A 13883-nucleotide genomic window follows, 5' to 3' on the forward strand; every position below is an offset into this window, starting at 1 on the left:
AGCGCCAAACACTATACCCCAGATTGCCAGAGCGCATGCAGAGCTTACAGCTATATGCTTATGCAAATTTTGCATTACTGTGCCGGCGATTCGGCCGCCACCTCGGGCTGCGCGGCCTCCTGCACCACCGGTTCATCCTTCTTCTTGCGGAAGCCCTGCCAGATTTTCAGCGGGCCACGGCCGGCGTTTTTCTTGCGCCACCAGACCAGGCCGCCACCCAGCAGCGCCAGCAAGCCGACACCGCCGGCCGCCAGCGGCAGCACATTGCTGGACGGCTGCTCCGGTGGCTTCTCCTTCTTGTATTTCAGTTTGGGCAGCACCCGCACCTGCTTGGTCGGTACCGGCGGCGATGCTGCCGAGGCCGCACTTGCTGCCGAAGCCGCCTCGCTTGCCGCCTGCGCGGACGTACTCGCCTCTGACGGGCCGGACGCCTCTGCCGCCGCCTTGGCCGCATGCATCCCCGTCTCGCCCTCCGCCGACAGCTTGGCCGTCGATGCGGAAGACTGTTCTGCGTGCGCCGCTTTGTCGCCAGCCGATGCGGTCGCCGTCGCACTGCCATGTCCCGCGCCCTGCGCAGCCGCCGCCACGACCGCCGGCGCAGGAGCACTCGCTGCTGTCGTCTTGCCCGTGGTGGCCTCGGCATGTCCCGCAGGCGCCCCCGGACTGGCCGCCGAAGCCCCCTTGGCCGCCGCAGGCGCTGCCGCCGACGTCGTCGGCGCCGCACCACCCAGCGCGCCCTGCAAAGCCTTCAGCTTGCCCTCCAGCTCGGTAATCTTGGTCGACAGCTCGGCATTATGTGCATCCAGCGCCACGCACTCCTTGGCGCTCATGCCACTCGGCGGACAGGCGGCCCGCGCAGGCCGTTTCACGCCCTTCGGCAACGGCAGCGGCGCCAGCGGCAGCAAAGCCTGCGATACATTGATCGGCACCTCGGCGATCTCCGCGCGCGTCAGCGGCCGCCCCTCCGGCGTCACCAGCACACCGGCAATGCGCCGCGCCTGCAGCGACTTCACCTCGCCCGGCGTGCCCGTCTCCGCCTCATGCAACGAAGGCAGCGGCGCCGGTTTGTTGCGCTCGCGCGCCGCTGCGGCAGGCGCCGGCTCCGGCTTCGCGGTTTCAGACTTGGCGCTCGTTGACTTGGCGGCCTCAGCTTTAGTAGCGTCGGATTTGGTAGCTTCGGATTTAGCAGCCTCGGAATGCGCCGGCTCCGCCTTGGGCGCCGCTGTGGCCGCGCGCGTCGCCCGCGCCTGGGCCGTAATCTGCTGTGCCTGCGCCGGCGTCATTGCACTGGCCAGCGGGGCCGGCGTAGGCGTAGGCGTCGGCGGTGGCGCCGGATTCGGGTCCGGCTGCAGCCACACCGTGGCCAGCCGCACATCCTGCTTGCCCGGCACGCCCAGCTGCACGTACAGATGCACATACTCCGCATCCACCGCCCGCGTGGTCGTCACATGCAGCACCGAACGCTGCCCGCGCTGCTCCACCTGCATCCGCACCGACGCCAGCGCCGGATGCATGGCCACATTCGCGCCCCGGTACACGTCCTGCTGCGCCAGCCGCGCCTGCAGGCCCGTCACCTCCTCCGGCGTCAGCGCCACCAGGTCGATATCCACCGCCAACGGCTGGCCGATATACGACTTGGGCGCGATATCGCCCAGCTCAGCCGCGTGGGCCGCCGGCAAGCCAGCCGCCAGCGCGGCGCAGGCCAGCGCCAAGGCACGGATCGGGGTTGTGAATTGCTTGTGCTGCATCATTTCAGGGTCGCGGTCAGGCGAGAATTTCAAAAGTGTAACAGCTATAACGGCTGATTTTTCCGGTTTTGTAGCCCCCGGTTAATTTTTCCGAACTGCGCTACACTCGATCATCTTGTTTCGACCAAGGATTCAACCATGAGCACCCGTAGCGAACGCGATAGTTTTGGCCCCATCGACGTCCCCGACGCCCAATTGTGGGGCGCGCAGACCCAGCGCTCCCTCGAGCACTTCCGCATCTCCACCGAAAAAATGCCGAGCGAGCTGATCCACGCCCTGGCCAGCGTCAAACGCGCCGCCGCCCGTGTCAATCTCGACCTCGGCCTGCTGGAGGGCGCCAAAGCCATCGCCATCACCCAGGCCGCCGACGAAGTGCTGGCCAACCAGCATCCGGGCGAATTCCCGCTGGCCGTGTGGCAAACCGGCTCCGGCACCCAGTCAAATATGAATATGAATGAAGTGCTGGCCAACCGTGGCTCCGAGCTCATGGGCGGCGTGCGCGGCGAACAGCGCAAGCTGCACCCCAATGACGACGTCAACAAAGGCCAGTCGTCCAATGACATCTTCCCCACCGCCATCCACGTGGCGGCCGCCCAGGCACTGGCCAACAACGTGCTGCCCGCGCTGCAGCAGCTGCGCGCCAGCCTGCACGCCAAGGCCGTGGCGTTTGCCGACATCGTCAAAATCGGCCGCACCCACCTGCAGGACGCCACGCCGCTAACGCTGGGCCAGGAGTTCTCGGGCTACGTCGCCCACCTCGACTTTGCCGCCCACGCGCTGCAGGCCGCCCTGCCCGGCGTGCTGCAACTGGCCGCCGGCGGCACGGCGGTCGGTACCGGCCTTAACGCGCATCCCGAATACGCCACCCGCATTGCGGCCGAACTGGAGCACGCGCTGCGCCTGCCGTTCCGCACCGCTGACAACAAATTCGCCGCACTGGCCGGCCACGACGCCCTGCTGAGCGCCCACGGCGCGCTCAAGACCCTGGCCGCCGCGCTCATGAAAATCGCCAACGACGTGCGCTGGATGGCCTCCGGCCCGCGCTCGGGCCTGGGCGAAATCACCATTCCCGAAAACGAGCCGGGCAGCTCCATCATGCCGGGCAAGGTCAACCCGACCCAGTGCGAGGCGCTGACCATGCTGGCCTGCCAGGTGTTTGGCAACGACGTCGCCATCACCATGGGCGGCGCTTCCGGCAACTTCGAGCTCAACGTCTACAAGCCCATGATCGCCCACAACTTCCTGCAAAGCGCGCGCCTGCTGGCCGACGGCATGCGCAGCTTCGAGGAGCACTGCGTGCACGGCATCGAGCCCAACCGCAGCCGCATCGAAGAACTCATGGAACGCTCGCTGATGCTGGTCACCGCGCTGGCGCCGCACATCGGCTACGACAAGGCCGCCAGCATCGCCAAGAAGGCCCAGCACGAAGGCACCACGCTCAAGCAGGCGGCGCTGGCGCTGGGCTATGTCACGGCCGAGCAGTTTGAACAGTGGATCGTGCCGCTGTCCATGACCCAGCCCGGCGCCACCGGTTAGAAGCCGTAGGAATAGCGCACGCCCATGAGCCAGTCCGGCCGGGCATTCGCATCATGGCCGGGATTGACGCGCCACATCACCGCGCCCGTCACCCGGCCCTGGCTGCCCTCCTTGCCCAGCAAACGGGTATAGCCGAACTCCAGATCGCGCTCGGTGGCGGTGGGCCGCAGGTTCAGCGTGGGCGCGCCCAGCGCCGCCACGCCGGGATCGACCGTCTGCGGCAAGGCGCCGCTGTACGCCAGCGAACCGCTGCGCACCTTGGCCGGAATCGATAAGGTCACAGCAAAGCGGTCACTGCCGCTGAAAATCTGGCGCCGCACATAGCCCGCGCTGTACGCTACCGTGCGTACCGACGACACCTGCGCCAGCAGGCTGTCCGGGCTGCCGATGCCGTCCGTGCGGCCATACGAGGCCATCGCCATCAGCGAGCTGCGCGCGTCCAGCGCATAGCCCAGTGACAGCGAGGTGAAGGTGGTGGTTGGCCGCGTGCTGAGCATCATGCCCATCGTATGCTGCATGCCCGGCGCGCCGCCCGCCTCGCGCAGCAGGCCGATGGTCACAATGCCGGTGGCGCGTCCCATTTTCTGTTCAAATTCCGCACTGCTCAGGAAGCGCTTGCTGTGCTCGTTGAGCAGCGGCCCGAGCGGATCGAGCAGCGCCTGGTCGTGCGACAAGGCGCCAAAGCGCAGCCGTGGTGCGCCCGCCAGCAGTATGCCGCGCGCCGGACTTTGCAGCGACTCGGCCAGCGCCGACTGGCGGTCGGCTGCATCAAACAGCAGCGCCGCATCGGCGCGTTTTTCAAACCAGAGGGAAGTTTGCTGAGGCGCAAACGGATCGGATGCGACAGCGTCTGCGCCAAGCAGGCCCAGTGTCGCCAATGCCAGGGAGAGCTTCTTCATGATGCAACTCGCTACGGTCGTTGCGCCCTGCTTAAACCTTCAGCAGTTAATTCAGCATAGCTCTTTCTTTGCCCGGTAGCAATCCAAATTACTTTGCAGGGATGAGGTAAACTGCGGGCCTGTCGGAATGTCGCTACACTGGATGAAGGTAGGGCGACCGCCGATTTCACATCATGGCAACAGAGGATAAAATGGAAAAAGTAAGTTTCGAATTGCATGGCGAGTTTGTCGAGCTGAATCAGCTCCTGAAACTGGTGGGCCTGTGCGACAGCGGCGGCGCCGGCAAGCAGATCGTCGCCAGCGGCGATGTCAAAGTGGATGGCAAGCAAGAGCTGCGCAAGACCGCGAAAATCCGCGCCGGCCAGCAAGTGACTGTGGGAGATATTAAAATCAGTGTAGAAGGCGCGTAATTCTTCTTGCATTCAGGAAATAACCTCCTAAGCTGCAAGCAAGCCTTTCGCGCGTTTGAGTGCGCGCAAACCGGCAGCGGCCGGCCCGGCTATATTGGGCCACTCTGCCCCGGCTTTTCAACCAGATCACACAGGGGGACGTCATGGACGGTCCTGAACCAAGCAGCCTCACCCAGGAACGATTGCTGGACGACTTGCGCCAGGTGATCGAAAACGCCGAAGATCTGCTGAAAAATACCGGCCAATACCATGGCTCGCTCTATCAGGCGGCCCGCAGCAAGCTGGCTGAAGCGCTGCAAACCGCCACGGCAGAACTGGCACGTTTTGAAGACATGCAGATCGACCGCATGATTGAACTGACCGCCGTCGCCAGCCGGCTGCACCGCGACCTCACCGGCGAAGCCCGGCTGCTACGCGCATTCCGGCGCGAAGACTGACGCCACCAGCAAGCCGTGCGCCAGCCAGCGCTGCAGCTGGCCGGCCACATCGAAATCCTCGTCCAGATCAAACGCCGCATCCAGCGCCGCGCCCAGCGTGCCGCCGTGCGCCAATGCGCTCAGTGCGGCATGGCTGGCGGCAGTCAGCGCCAGCACGCCGGCCTGCCACTGCGGCCGCACCACCACGCCATAGCTGGGCGCCGCCATATTGTCAGGAAACGCGCCACCGTCCGGCTGGTGCGCCAGCCACAGCGGCACCACCGCCCAGCGCGACGCCAGCAACTGCGCGGCCGGCGCCAGCGTCAACGGCGCCGTCTCGACCTGCGTGGGCGGGATGGCCGCCAGTTGCTGCGCCGTCAGCGCATCCGTCAGCGGCGCATAATGCGCCCGGTGCAGCGCCCACTCCAGCGCCGCCATGTCTGGCAGATAGGGATAGTCCGCCACATGCGGGAAGGCGCGCAGGAACGCCGCGAAGTGCACGCCGAAGTGGTTGAGGTCAGGGTTGTCGGAGGGGTGGGCGTGGCCGTAAGCGCGCGCCAGGCCGCCAAAGAAGTCTTCGCCCACCAGTGCCAGCACCACCGGGTAGGCGGCGGCCAGCGTCTTGGTCCAGGTGGCTGTCAGATTGCCGCGATACAGCGCGTAGCGGTGCGGCGTATGCATGCCCGCGCGCAAGCCCGCCAGCACCGGCGGCGCCAGTTGCGGCGCCAGCAGCGCGCCAGCAAACTGCTGCTGTACAGCGGCCGCATTGTCCGCGCCGGCCTCCGCCACCACGCCTGGCAGCGACGGCAGGTCAGTCGGCGTCACCAATATGGCGGGCGCCATCGCGTGTGCCGCCAACGCCTTCGCCTTGCCCGCTTCCGCCAGCAAAACCTCCAGCGGCGGAATCTCCGTATCCCATTCAATCAGGGTCGGCACTGCGCCAAAGCGCGCCAGCGCCGCCTCATACAGGCGCCACACGGGGGCTGCCACGCGGGCGCCATGGTGATCGATGACCGCCTCCGGCGTCACCAGATGGCCGGCCAGATGCAGCTCGCCCACCGTGTCCGGCGCAATGGCCGCAATAGCGGCCAGCGCGTCCTCGCCATGGTTGCACTGGTTGACGTATAAATTATTGAGGTCCAGTAGCAGCCCGCAGCCCGTGCGCGCTGCCAATGCCGCCATGAATTCGGCCTCGCTCATCGCATCCGCCTGGAAGCGCACATAGGCCGACACATTCTCCAGCAGGATCTGCCGTCCCAGCACGTCCTGCACCTGCTGCACGCGCGCGCTGAGCAGGTCCAGCGCCGCCTGGTCCAGCACCAGCGGCAGCAAATCGTTGAGCTGCCGGTCCGCCAGCGCGCCCCAGCACAGATGCTCGGACACCAGTACCGGCTCGACCTGCCGCACCAGCTCCCGCACGCGCAACAGATGCGCTGCCGAAAATCCGCGCGCCGAGCCCAGTCCCATACCGACGCCATGCAGGCTGACCGGATAATCGCGCCGCAGCTGCTGCAGCACGTGCCAGTCCCAGCCCGCGCGGTCGAGATAATTCTCGCTATGCACCTCCAGCCAGCCGACCGTCGGCCGCTGCGCGAGGAACTGCCGGTAATGCGGAGCGCGCAAACCGACGCCGACACCCAAGCCGCGCGTCATTGCCGCTCCGCCAGCGCTCACTTACTTGGCAGGTGGCGTGGTCTTGCCGCCGGCCTTCTCGCACGTGCCCTTGGCGACAAACTTCCACTCATCGGGCTCATTGTCGGCCTTGGCTTGGCCAGCGCACGAGTGAGCGCTGGTGCCGCAATCGTTCTGGCCGGTCTTGGCCACGCCGTAGCATTTTTCCTTGTCATCGGCAGCGGCGGCAGTACCCACCTGGGCAGCACACACGGTGGCCAGCGCAGCAGCGATCAAGGCTTGACGTTTATTCATGGTAAGTCTCCTGAGGAAAGTGAAAAGCATCCGCAGCGTACCAGCAATTACGCCAATACGCATCTGTCTGATCGTCAGGGGATAGCGCGTGCAGCAGCACACGCTGCGCACCGGACGGTGCGCAGGAGAAAGCTGCGGCGCGGGACGGCGGCCGCAGACCACCCACTCAGGCGGTGGTGTTGATGTTGTTGCCGAGGTGAGACGGCAGATTCGGCACGGGCGGAATCGCCTCAATCAGCGCGGAAGCGCTGGAAGCCTGAATGTCCTGAGCTTTTTTCAGTACGGCAATACCGACAGCTTGCTTGGTGCCTGTATCAGCAATTGTCGTTGCGGTCTGAGCAATACCGGTCACGTCCATGTGATCCTCCAGTTTCGGTTATCACTGTAATTTACGGACGCGGCGCGGCAAACTTTAGGGTTTTTTAGCCTTGGGATGAAATTTTTTTCAGATGCGTGAGTATCCAGACAAGCACTGCCTCGCGCTGGTTCAGGTCCAGCCACGTGACACTGTCGCGCAAGCCCGGCGGACGGGGATAATCGGCCGCCACCGCAATCACATGCTCATCGTCCGGATACAGCGGCGGCTTACCCGTGTCCAGGCGATGGACTTCCAGCTTATTGATGGGATACGACTTGAAGCCTTCCAGCAAGGTCAGGTCAGCTGGTGACAGCCGCGCCAGCTGCTCATCAAGTGACGGTTCCGGCGCGCCGCGCAGCTCATGCACAATCGCATAACGGAACGGCGACGCCACCATCACCTCCGCAGCTCCCGCCATGCGCAGGCGTGCGCTGTCCTTGTGCGGCGGTTCCAGCTCCAGATCGTGGTGACTATGCTTGATGACGTTGACCTTCAATCCCCGCGCCGCCAACTGCGCCAGCAGATCCACCAGCAGCGTGGTCTTGCCGCTGCCGGAACGGCCAACAATACCAAGGAGGGAGCGCGCGTGCGCAGAGCTGACGTCGAGCATTCGGGGCCTTTCTACACCATCATGTTGTTGCCCGACATTATACGCAGCAACATCTTGATGGCGCAGCTAGCCCGTTCAGAGTTCAGGCTTGATGACCGGGCTGCGATGGCCTGCGCCCGCGAGTACGATCAGGCTCAGGCACAGCACAATGATGCTGAGGGTGCTCGGTTCAGTCGATTGCACCATTTCCGCAGCGTGCGCGCGCGGCAGGTAGGAAGCCGCGCCAATCAGGAAAGGCAAAAACTTCAAATGTTTCATGATATTTCCCATGCTGAGTTCACAATGATAGAAAAATATCATGATTTAATGACAGGCGAGTTACAGTTCAGTAGGGAACGCGATAACGGTAGCCTTTAAAGCTGAACACCGCCTCCTTGGGTTGCAATTTCTCCAGAACAAGGCCGGGCGCCACCTCTTCGCCCTCGTGGCGCAGCACCTTGTCGACCAGCAACAGGCGGTCGGCGGGGTTTTTAGAATAGATGTAGCCGCCCACAGCCACCTGTGGAATCGAGCGCTGTATCGGCTCTGGCAAGTCACGCTGATTTACCACCGGCTCTTCCGGCACGGCGGCCGGCTTGGCGGCGGGCGCCTGTTGCGCCTGCGGTTGCGCTTCCGGTACCGATGCGCGCGCCAGATTCGCCACCGATGGCGGCAAATCAGCCACTGGCGCCGGCAGCGGAGTTGGCGTCACCGTAGCGAAAACCGGCGCCGGTGCCACCGCAGCAACGGGCGCCGGCGCGACCGCAGGCACGGACGCCGGCCGCATCACCAGCACCAGCAACACACCGATCACCGCCGCCAGCAGCATCGACTTGCTGAACCGCCCGGCCGCCGTGGAGGCCGCCGCCGTCTGCAAGGTCGGCGCGTGAATCGTGGGCGAGCTGCCCAGCTGGCGTTCCGCTTGCGCCTTCTTGAGCGCTTCCAAAATATAAGACATAGCTATAACCAAGGTGGAGACCGCACTATCTTAACGTAAGCCCGGAGCTTGACAAAGCCGCGTCACGGGATAATACTAAACCACATGGTTAAGCATGACGACGCCCAACTCGATCTGGTATTTGCCGCGCTGGCCGACGGCACGCGCCGCCGCGTGCTGACCCAGCTCGAACAAGGCAGCCACAGCGTGAGCGAACTGGCGCAGCAGCATGCCATGTCGCTGCCCGGCTTCATGAAACACCTGGCCGTGCTGGAAGCCGCCGGCCTGATCGCCCGCTCGAAACAGGGCCGCATCGTGCGCTGCACGCTGGAGGCCGAGCCCATGCAGGAAGCAGCACAGTGGATAGCCCATTACGAACGCTACTGGAACGCCCAGCTCGATGCGCTGGGACGTTACCTCTATCACGAGGAGCAGACATGCACGCAAGCGAACACACCGGAGAAGTCCGCCTCGTCCGCCATTACCCCGTCAGTGCCGACAAAATCTGGCGCGCGTGGACCGAGCCGCAAGCGCTGATGCGCTGGTTCGGGCCGACGCCGGACACCATCGCCACCCACGCCGAGATCGACCTGCGTTTGGGCGGCCGCTACCGCATCGCCTTCCAGTCGCCCGATGGTGAACATAACGAAGTGGGCGGCGAGTATCTCGAAGTCCATCCCAACCAGCGCCTGGTATTTAACTGGGCGTTCCACAGCACACCCGAACGTGTCTCCCGCGTCAGCATCACGCTCACGCCCGATGCCGACGGTACCGGGCTGACGTTTGTGCACGACCGCTTCGTCGACATCCAGGCCCGCAACAACCACGAGCGCGGCTGGAACGCGTTCTTCCAACAACTCGATCAATTCATGGAGGCTGTATGAAATACGTAGGAAGCTGCCATTGCGGCAAGGTGAAATTTGAAGCGGAAGGCGAAATCGAATCCGGCCTGGCCTGCAACTGCTCGATGTGCCAGCGCAAAGGCTCGCTGCTGTGGTTCGTCCCGCGCACCAGCATGCAGCTGCTGACGCCGGAAGAAAACAGCAAGCCCTATCTGTTCAACAAGCACAAGATCGAGCACCGTTTCTGCCCCAACTGCGGCATCCATCCCTACGCCGAAGCAATCGCACCGGACGGTACGCCAACGGCCGCCATCAACCTGCGCTGCATCGAAGGGATAGACCTCAGTGCCATCCCCGTGCACCACTACGACGGCCGCGCCATCTGATCAGCGCAGGCGCGGCTCCTGCACGCCGCCCAGCTGATACAGGCGGATGAAAGTCTTGGGGCCGGCCACGCCGTCGGCCTTGAGACTCTGCGCGGTCTGGAAGGCCGTCAGGCGCTGGCGCAGGGCTGCATCCAGCGGCTGGTTTTCCTGCGGCTTTTTGAGGTCATAAATTTGCGCCAGACGCTTGGCCAGCCAGTCCACATCCGGTCCCTGGTCGCCGGCGCGTACCTCATCGCGCCACGCGCGCGGCGCCCGCCAGTAAGTCGTGTACTCCCCCTCATAACGGACTGACAAGGCATCCAGGCTCAGCGTCTGCGGCTTGCCGCCAGCGGCGACAATGGTGGCCGCGCCTTCCTCCAGCGCGGTCAGCAGCACATAATTGGGCGCGGCCGGATCGTCGTGCAGCTTGAGCAGCGCCGGACGGTCGAGCTGGCGGATATCTTCCAGCGAGCCCCTGGCTTGCAGACAGCGCAGATTGGCGCGCGCCGCCGTTGCACACGGATCGCCCTCCACCAGCGTCAGCCCCCACAGGCCAGCCAGCTGGCGCAAGGCGGCCGCAGCATCGGTGCCCGTGATGGCAGCTGCCGACGCAATCGCAGCGGACGGCGCGACCGCCACCGCTGGTGACGCCGGCGCCGCACTGTGTGGCGCACGCACGGCAAGGTTCGCCGCCGCAGCCTGCGCGGTCGTCACGCCCGGCCCGGCATTGCGCACTGCCAGCTGCCACGCCAATACGCTGAGCGCCACGCCACCAATCACGCCCGCCGTCACCAGCGGCCAGCGCGCCGCGCCAACACTGGCGCCCTGCCCTGCCGGCGCCGCATCCTGCCCGGCAAACACCTCGGCCGCCGCGCGGCGCAAAATCTTCGGCGACACCTGCGGCTGGTTCTCCACATACGCGCCCAGCAACGCGCGGTCGCACAGCAGATTGATACGGCGCGGCACGCCCTTGGTCAGCTTGTGCACCAGGCCCATAAGCTTGCGCGGGAACGGCACAATCGCCGTCGCGCCCGCCACCGCCAGGCGGTGCTCGATATACGTGCCGGTCTCCGCTTCCGACAGCGAGCCCAGGTGATAGCGCGCAATCACGCGCTGCGCCAGCTGCTCCAGCTCCGGCCGCGCCAGCATGCCGCGCAGCTCCGGCTGGCCGATCAGGATAATCTGCAGCAGCTTGCGCTCACTGGTTTCCAGATTGGTCAGCAAGCGCAGCTGCTCCAGCACCTCGGCCGACAGATTCTGCGCCTCATCGATAATCAGCACATTGTTGCGCGACTGCGCATGGCTGGCCAGCAGATAGGCATTGATCGCATCAACATACGTCTTCACGCTGACCGCGCCAGCGCCATGCGGCGGCAGCGCAACCCCGAACTCATCGCAGATCGACAGCAGCAACTCCTCCACCGACAGCTTGGGATTGAAGATATAGCCCAGCTTGCAATTTTCCGGGATCTGCTCCATGAAGCAGCGGCACACCGTGGTCTTGCCGGCGCCGATCTCGCCGGTCAGCAGCACAAAACCGCCGCCGCTGCCAATGCCGTACAGCAGATGCGCCAGCGCCTCGCGGTGGCGTTCGCTCATGAACAGATAGCGCGGATCAGGCGCAATGGAAAACGGCGATTGCTTCAGATTGAAAAATTGCGTGTACATGAAAGCCCGGAAAGTCAGCGGTCGCCTATTTTAGCCGCTGTCGGACCGGCGGCGGCTGCACCGGCGGCAGCGGCTGGTACTTGGCGCAATAAATCTTGGACTTGGTATCGAAATACACGATGCGGCTGGCCGGCTTGGCCTCGCGTACCGGATAGGCCGAAGTGTCGATCACCGTGTAGTGCGTGCCCACCTGCTGGATGATGGCTTTCTCCAGATTCTCCGGCGTCGCCTCGGCCACCGCGCCCACGAACACATAGGTGCTGGTGTCATCGCTGACCATCACCTCGGAAATCGTCGTGCCCCACAGCGAGGCGCCGTCCGTGCGGAACCAGAACGCACCACCGTCGTGCTTGTACGGCGCACCGAAATGCTTGAGCAGATAATTGTAGTAATAGATGTTATCGGTATGATCGCGGCACAGCAGGCCGTTACCGATGATCGTGCCAAACGTGGTGGGCGCCTGCGCCTGCGCCACGCCACACAGCAGCGCCAACGCGGCGCCCACGCAACCGTGCCGCGCCCGCATTACGTTTTGGACAACCACGCCCGGTTGGCGCTGATGCGCGCCTTGGCCGTCGGTGGCAGTGCTTCGTAGCAGCCTGGATATTGTTTCAAGGCATGCTCCTTGATTTCCTTCTGCAAGCCGTTAATCAAAAAAATATACAGCACACCACCGTCGCTGGTACTTTTAGTTCCCATGTACTTGATCATGTGCGCTCCTTTATCACTGCGCAGGCCTGTCATGCCCGCAGACTGATGTCCCATTATGACATCACGGCAGCGAGGCGGCCACACAAACAGTAACGGCCGTGCGCGCGCAAAAGTTGAATGCCGCTCAGCCCCGGATTTTTGCAGCTGATCCCTCCGTTCCGCGCGTCCATCCCATGGGCTGCGACGGCGGGTGACTTTTATCATATCGTCTATGGGTCGCCACTTCTTTTAACGAGATCCCTATGCAGCAGACGCTCAAACGCACCGCACTGGCCACCACCCTGTTACTGGCAGTGGCCGTGGCCGCCAATAGCCGCGCCGACAACAAGCAGGACGAAAGCTACGGCACCGAAACCCGCACCGTTGCCGCCTTCAGCAACCTCAACCTGATTGGCCCGTTTGACGTCATCGTCACCGCGCAGCCGGGCAACACGATTGAAATTTCCGGCCCACGCCGCCAGTTCGCCGAGATCGAAACCTCGGTCAGCGGCGACACCCTGACCGTGCGCAAGCCCAGCAAGAACAAAGGCTGGAGCTTCAACTTCGGCTGGGGCAAGCAAAACCGGCCACTGACGGTACGCATCAGCGCAGCGGCATTGAAAAGCCTGCGCAACGCCGGCAGCGGCGACGTCAGCCTGCAGCAATTCCAGGGCCAGCAACTGACCCTGATTTCCGACGGCCCCGGCGACATTACCGCCAGCGGCAAAGTGGCCGACCTCAGCGTGACCGTCGGCGGCAGCGGCGACGTCGACCTGCGCGCGCTGTCGACCGGCAGCATGAACCTGCGCATGAACGGTCCGGGCGATGTCAGCGCCAGCGGCGTCACGCAAGACCTGAACCTGGTGGTGAGCGGCGCGGGCGACCTCGACATCGGCGACATCCACGCCAACCGCATCAACGCTGCCCTGCACGGCCCGGGCTCCGTGGTGCTGCGTGGCAGCGCCAAAGAAATCCGCGCCGAAGTGCATGGCTCGGGCGACCTCGAAGCCTGCACGCTGAACGCCGACGAAGCCAGCGCCAAGCTGCACGGCCCGGGCGAAGCCTGCCTGGCCGGCCACATCAAAAAACTCGACGCCGAAGTGCACGGCTCCGGCGACCTCACCGTGCGCGGCCTGGAAGCGCAAAACGTGCGTGCGCGCCTGAGCGGCCCCGGCAACATGATCCTGTCCGGCAATGCCACCGTGCTGAGCGCGCAAGTAAGCGGCTCGGGCGACCTCGACGCACGCCAGCTGTGCACGCGCCAGACCGACGTCACCGTCCAGGGGACCGGCAACGCCATCGTCGCGCTCGCCGACAAAATGGACAGCACCCGCACCCACCTCGTCACCTACCACCGCTAACACCGCATCACTCCGGGGTCAGATACCGTCTTGAATAGCAAGCCCTTTGATCTGGTAATTCGGATCAAAGGGCTTGTCGTTATGAATCACGCCATAAATCAAATGCACCAGCTTGTGCATGACGGCAGCGATCACAGC

General features: G+C 64.4%; 18 protein-coding genes. 7 read left to right on the forward strand and 11 right to left on the reverse strand.

Going from position 1 to position 13883, the window contains the following annotated elements; all coding sequences use genetic code 11:
* Positions 1-74: 74 nt before the first annotated feature.
* Positions 75-1781, reverse strand: coding sequence for a FimV family protein (locus GTP58_RS30485; RefSeq protein WP_161080659.1), 1707 nt, complete (start codon positions 1779-1781; stop codon positions 75-77).
* 105 nt (positions 1782-1886) lie between these two features.
* Between GTP58_RS30485 and fumC the strand changes: the two genes are divergently transcribed.
* On the forward strand, positions 1887-3284 hold the full coding sequence (gene fumC / locus GTP58_RS30490; protein ID WP_161080660.1) for a class II fumarate hydratase: 1398 nt from the start codon (positions 1887-1889) through the stop codon (positions 3282-3284).
* Here the strand turns inward: fumC and GTP58_RS30495 are convergent.
* Complete coding sequence (locus GTP58_RS30495; RefSeq protein ID WP_161080661.1) at positions 3281-4183, reverse strand: hypothetical protein; 903 nt, start codon at positions 4181-4183, stop codon at positions 3281-3283. The two genes, fumC and GTP58_RS30495, sit on opposite strands and share 4 nt — an antisense overlap.
* A gap of 191 nt (positions 4184-4374) precedes the next feature.
* Here GTP58_RS30495 and GTP58_RS30500 point away from each other — a divergent pair, with 191 nt between their 5' ends.
* Positions 4375-4593: an RNA-binding S4 domain-containing protein gene (locus GTP58_RS30500; protein ID WP_161080662.1), complete on the forward strand. Its 219-nt coding sequence runs from the start codon at positions 4375-4377 to the stop codon at positions 4591-4593.
* 143 nt (positions 4594-4736) lie between these two features.
* Complete coding sequence (locus GTP58_RS30505; RefSeq protein ID WP_161080663.1) at positions 4737-5030, forward strand: DUF883 family protein; 294 nt, start codon at positions 4737-4739, stop codon at positions 5028-5030.
* Here GTP58_RS30505 and GTP58_RS30510 read toward each other — a convergent pair.
* The 6 genes from GTP58_RS30510 to GTP58_RS30535 all read right to left on the reverse strand — a co-directional run bounded on the left by GTP58_RS30510 (position 5004) and on the right by GTP58_RS30535 (position 8840).
* Positions 5004-6662 carry a DUF692 family multinuclear iron-containing protein gene (locus GTP58_RS30510; protein WP_161080664.1) on the reverse strand — a complete coding sequence of 553 codons (1659 nt, stop codon included), beginning with the start codon at positions 6660-6662 and terminating at the stop codon, positions 5004-5006. The genes GTP58_RS30505 and GTP58_RS30510 overlap by 27 nt on opposite strands.
* A gap of 21 nt (positions 6663-6683) precedes the next feature.
* Positions 6684-6935: a DUF2282 domain-containing protein gene (locus tag GTP58_RS30515; protein WP_161080665.1), complete on the reverse strand. Its 252-nt coding sequence runs from the start codon at positions 6933-6935 to the stop codon at positions 6684-6686.
* A 166-nt stretch (positions 6936-7101) separates the two neighbouring features.
* Positions 7102-7293: a YjfB family protein gene (locus GTP58_RS30520; protein WP_072787239.1), complete on the reverse strand. Its 192-nt coding sequence runs from the start codon at positions 7291-7293 to the stop codon at positions 7102-7104.
* Positions 7294-7357: 64 nt separating this feature from the next.
* Positions 7358-7903 carry a molybdopterin-guanine dinucleotide biosynthesis protein B gene (gene mobB, locus GTP58_RS30525; RefSeq protein WP_161080666.1) on the reverse strand — a complete coding sequence of 182 codons (546 nt, stop codon included), beginning with the start codon at positions 7901-7903 and terminating at the stop codon, positions 7358-7360.
* Positions 7904-7978: 75 nt separating this feature from the next.
* On the reverse strand, positions 7979-8161 hold the full coding sequence (locus GTP58_RS30530) for a hypothetical protein (protein WP_139260650.1): 183 nt from the start codon (positions 8159-8161) through the stop codon (positions 7979-7981).
* A gap of 67 nt (positions 8162-8228) precedes the next feature.
* Positions 8229-8840, reverse strand: coding sequence for a general secretion pathway protein GspB (locus GTP58_RS30535; protein ID WP_161080667.1), 612 nt, complete (start codon positions 8838-8840; stop codon positions 8229-8231).
* 84 nt (positions 8841-8924) lie between these two features.
* Between GTP58_RS30535 and GTP58_RS30540 the strand changes: the two genes are divergently transcribed.
* Genes GTP58_RS30540 through GTP58_RS30550 form a run of 3 tightly spaced genes read left to right on the forward strand, consistent with a single transcriptional unit; the run spans position 8925 to position 10047 of the window.
* The gene (locus GTP58_RS30540) at positions 8925-9356 is read left to right on the forward strand and encodes a helix-turn-helix transcriptional regulator (protein ID WP_161080668.1); all 432 of its coding nucleotides are present in this window, start codon (positions 8925-8927) and stop codon (positions 9354-9356) included.
* Positions 9257-9703 (forward strand): SRPBCC domain-containing protein, encoded by a 447-nt coding sequence (locus GTP58_RS30545; RefSeq protein WP_161080669.1) that lies wholly within the window; start codon positions 9257-9259, stop codon positions 9701-9703. Before GTP58_RS30540 ends, GTP58_RS30545 begins: the two co-directional genes overlap by 100 nt.
* Positions 9700-10047, forward strand: a complete 348-nt coding sequence (locus GTP58_RS30550; RefSeq protein WP_161080670.1) for a GFA family protein — start codon at positions 9700-9702, stop codon at positions 10045-10047. Before GTP58_RS30545 ends, GTP58_RS30550 begins: the two co-directional genes overlap by 4 nt.
* Here GTP58_RS30550 and GTP58_RS30555 read toward each other — a convergent pair whose 3' ends face one another.
* The 3 genes from GTP58_RS30555 to GTP58_RS30565 are packed head-to-tail and all read right to left on the reverse strand — an operon-like array spanning position 10048 to position 12393.
* The gene (locus tag GTP58_RS30555; protein ID WP_161080671.1) at positions 10048-11694 is read right to left on the reverse strand and encodes an AAA family ATPase; all 1647 of its coding nucleotides are present in this window, start codon (positions 11692-11694) and stop codon (positions 10048-10050) included. It abuts the gene before it with no gap.
* Positions 11695-11719: 25 nt separating this feature from the next.
* Positions 11720-12220 carry a hypothetical protein gene (locus tag GTP58_RS30560; protein WP_161080672.1) on the reverse strand — a complete coding sequence of 167 codons (501 nt, stop codon included), beginning with the start codon at positions 12218-12220 and terminating at the stop codon, positions 11720-11722.
* Positions 12220-12393: a hypothetical protein gene (locus tag GTP58_RS30565; protein ID WP_229215808.1), complete on the reverse strand. Its 174-nt coding sequence runs from the start codon at positions 12391-12393 to the stop codon at positions 12220-12222. The genes GTP58_RS30560 and GTP58_RS30565 overlap by 1 nt, the downstream gene beginning before the upstream one ends.
* A 254-nt stretch (positions 12394-12647) precedes the next feature.
* On the opposite strand from GTP58_RS30565, the gene GTP58_RS30570 reads away from it, so the two are divergent.
* Positions 12648-13745 carry a GIN domain-containing protein gene (locus GTP58_RS30570; RefSeq protein ID WP_072787248.1) on the forward strand — a complete coding sequence of 366 codons (1098 nt, stop codon included), beginning with the start codon at positions 12648-12650 and terminating at the stop codon, positions 13743-13745.
* Positions 13746-13883: the final 138 nt, after the last annotated feature.

Origin of the sequence: Duganella sp. CY15W (genome assembly GCF_009857555.1) — a bacterium.
Taxonomy (GTDB): Bacteria; Pseudomonadota; Gammaproteobacteria; order Burkholderiales; family Burkholderiaceae_D; genus Rugamonas; species Rugamonas sacchari.

Excerpts from the sequence above, each read along its gene's own strand:
- fumC (WP_161080660.1), top strand. The coding sequence starts at position 1,887 with ATGAGCACCCGTAGCGAACGCGATAGTTTTGGCCCCATCGACGTCCCC.
- GTP58_RS30495 (WP_161080661.1), bottom strand. The coding sequence starts at position 4,183 with ATGAAGAAGCTCTCCCTGGCATTGGCGACACTGGGCCTGCTTGGCGCA.
- GTP58_RS30500 (WP_161080662.1), top strand. The coding sequence starts at position 4,375 with ATGGAAAAAGTAAGTTTCGAATTGCATGGCGAGTTTGTCGAGCTGAAT.
- GTP58_RS30505 (WP_161080663.1), top strand. The coding sequence starts at position 4,737 with ATGGACGGTCCTGAACCAAGCAGCCTCACCCAGGAACGATTGCTGGAC.
- GTP58_RS30510 (WP_161080664.1), bottom strand. The coding sequence starts at position 6,662 with ATGACGCGCGGCTTGGGTGTCGGCGTCGGTTTGCGCGCTCCGCATTAC.
- GTP58_RS30515 (WP_161080665.1), bottom strand. The coding sequence starts at position 6,935 with ATGAATAAACGTCAAGCCTTGATCGCTGCTGCGCTGGCCACCGTGTGT.
- GTP58_RS30520 (WP_072787239.1), bottom strand. The coding sequence starts at position 7,293 with ATGGACGTGACCGGTATTGCTCAGACCGCAACGACAATTGCTGATACA.
- mobB (WP_161080666.1), bottom strand. The coding sequence starts at position 7,903 with ATGCTCGACGTCAGCTCTGCGCACGCGCGCTCCCTCCTTGGTATTGTT.
- GTP58_RS30530 (WP_139260650.1), bottom strand. The coding sequence starts at position 8,161 with ATGAAACATTTGAAGTTTTTGCCTTTCCTGATTGGCGCGGCTTCCTAC.
- GTP58_RS30535 (WP_161080667.1), bottom strand. The coding sequence starts at position 8,840 with ATGTCTTATATTTTGGAAGCGCTCAAGAAGGCGCAAGCGGAACGCCAG.
- GTP58_RS30540 (WP_161080668.1), top strand. The coding sequence starts at position 8,925 with ATGGTTAAGCATGACGACGCCCAACTCGATCTGGTATTTGCCGCGCTG.
- GTP58_RS30545 (WP_161080669.1), top strand. The coding sequence starts at position 9,257 with ATGCACGCAAGCGAACACACCGGAGAAGTCCGCCTCGTCCGCCATTAC.
- GTP58_RS30550 (WP_161080670.1), top strand. The coding sequence starts at position 9,700 with ATGAAATACGTAGGAAGCTGCCATTGCGGCAAGGTGAAATTTGAAGCG.
- GTP58_RS30555 (WP_161080671.1), bottom strand. The coding sequence starts at position 11,694 with ATGTACACGCAATTTTTCAATCTGAAGCAATCGCCGTTTTCCATTGCG.
- GTP58_RS30560 (WP_161080672.1), bottom strand. The coding sequence starts at position 12,220 with ATGCGGGCGCGGCACGGTTGCGTGGGCGCCGCGTTGGCGCTGCTGTGT.
- GTP58_RS30565 (WP_229215808.1), bottom strand. The coding sequence starts at position 12,393 with ATGGGAACTAAAAGTACCAGCGACGGTGGTGTGCTGTATATTTTTTTG.
- GTP58_RS30570 (WP_072787248.1), top strand. The coding sequence starts at position 12,648 with ATGCAGCAGACGCTCAAACGCACCGCACTGGCCACCACCCTGTTACTG.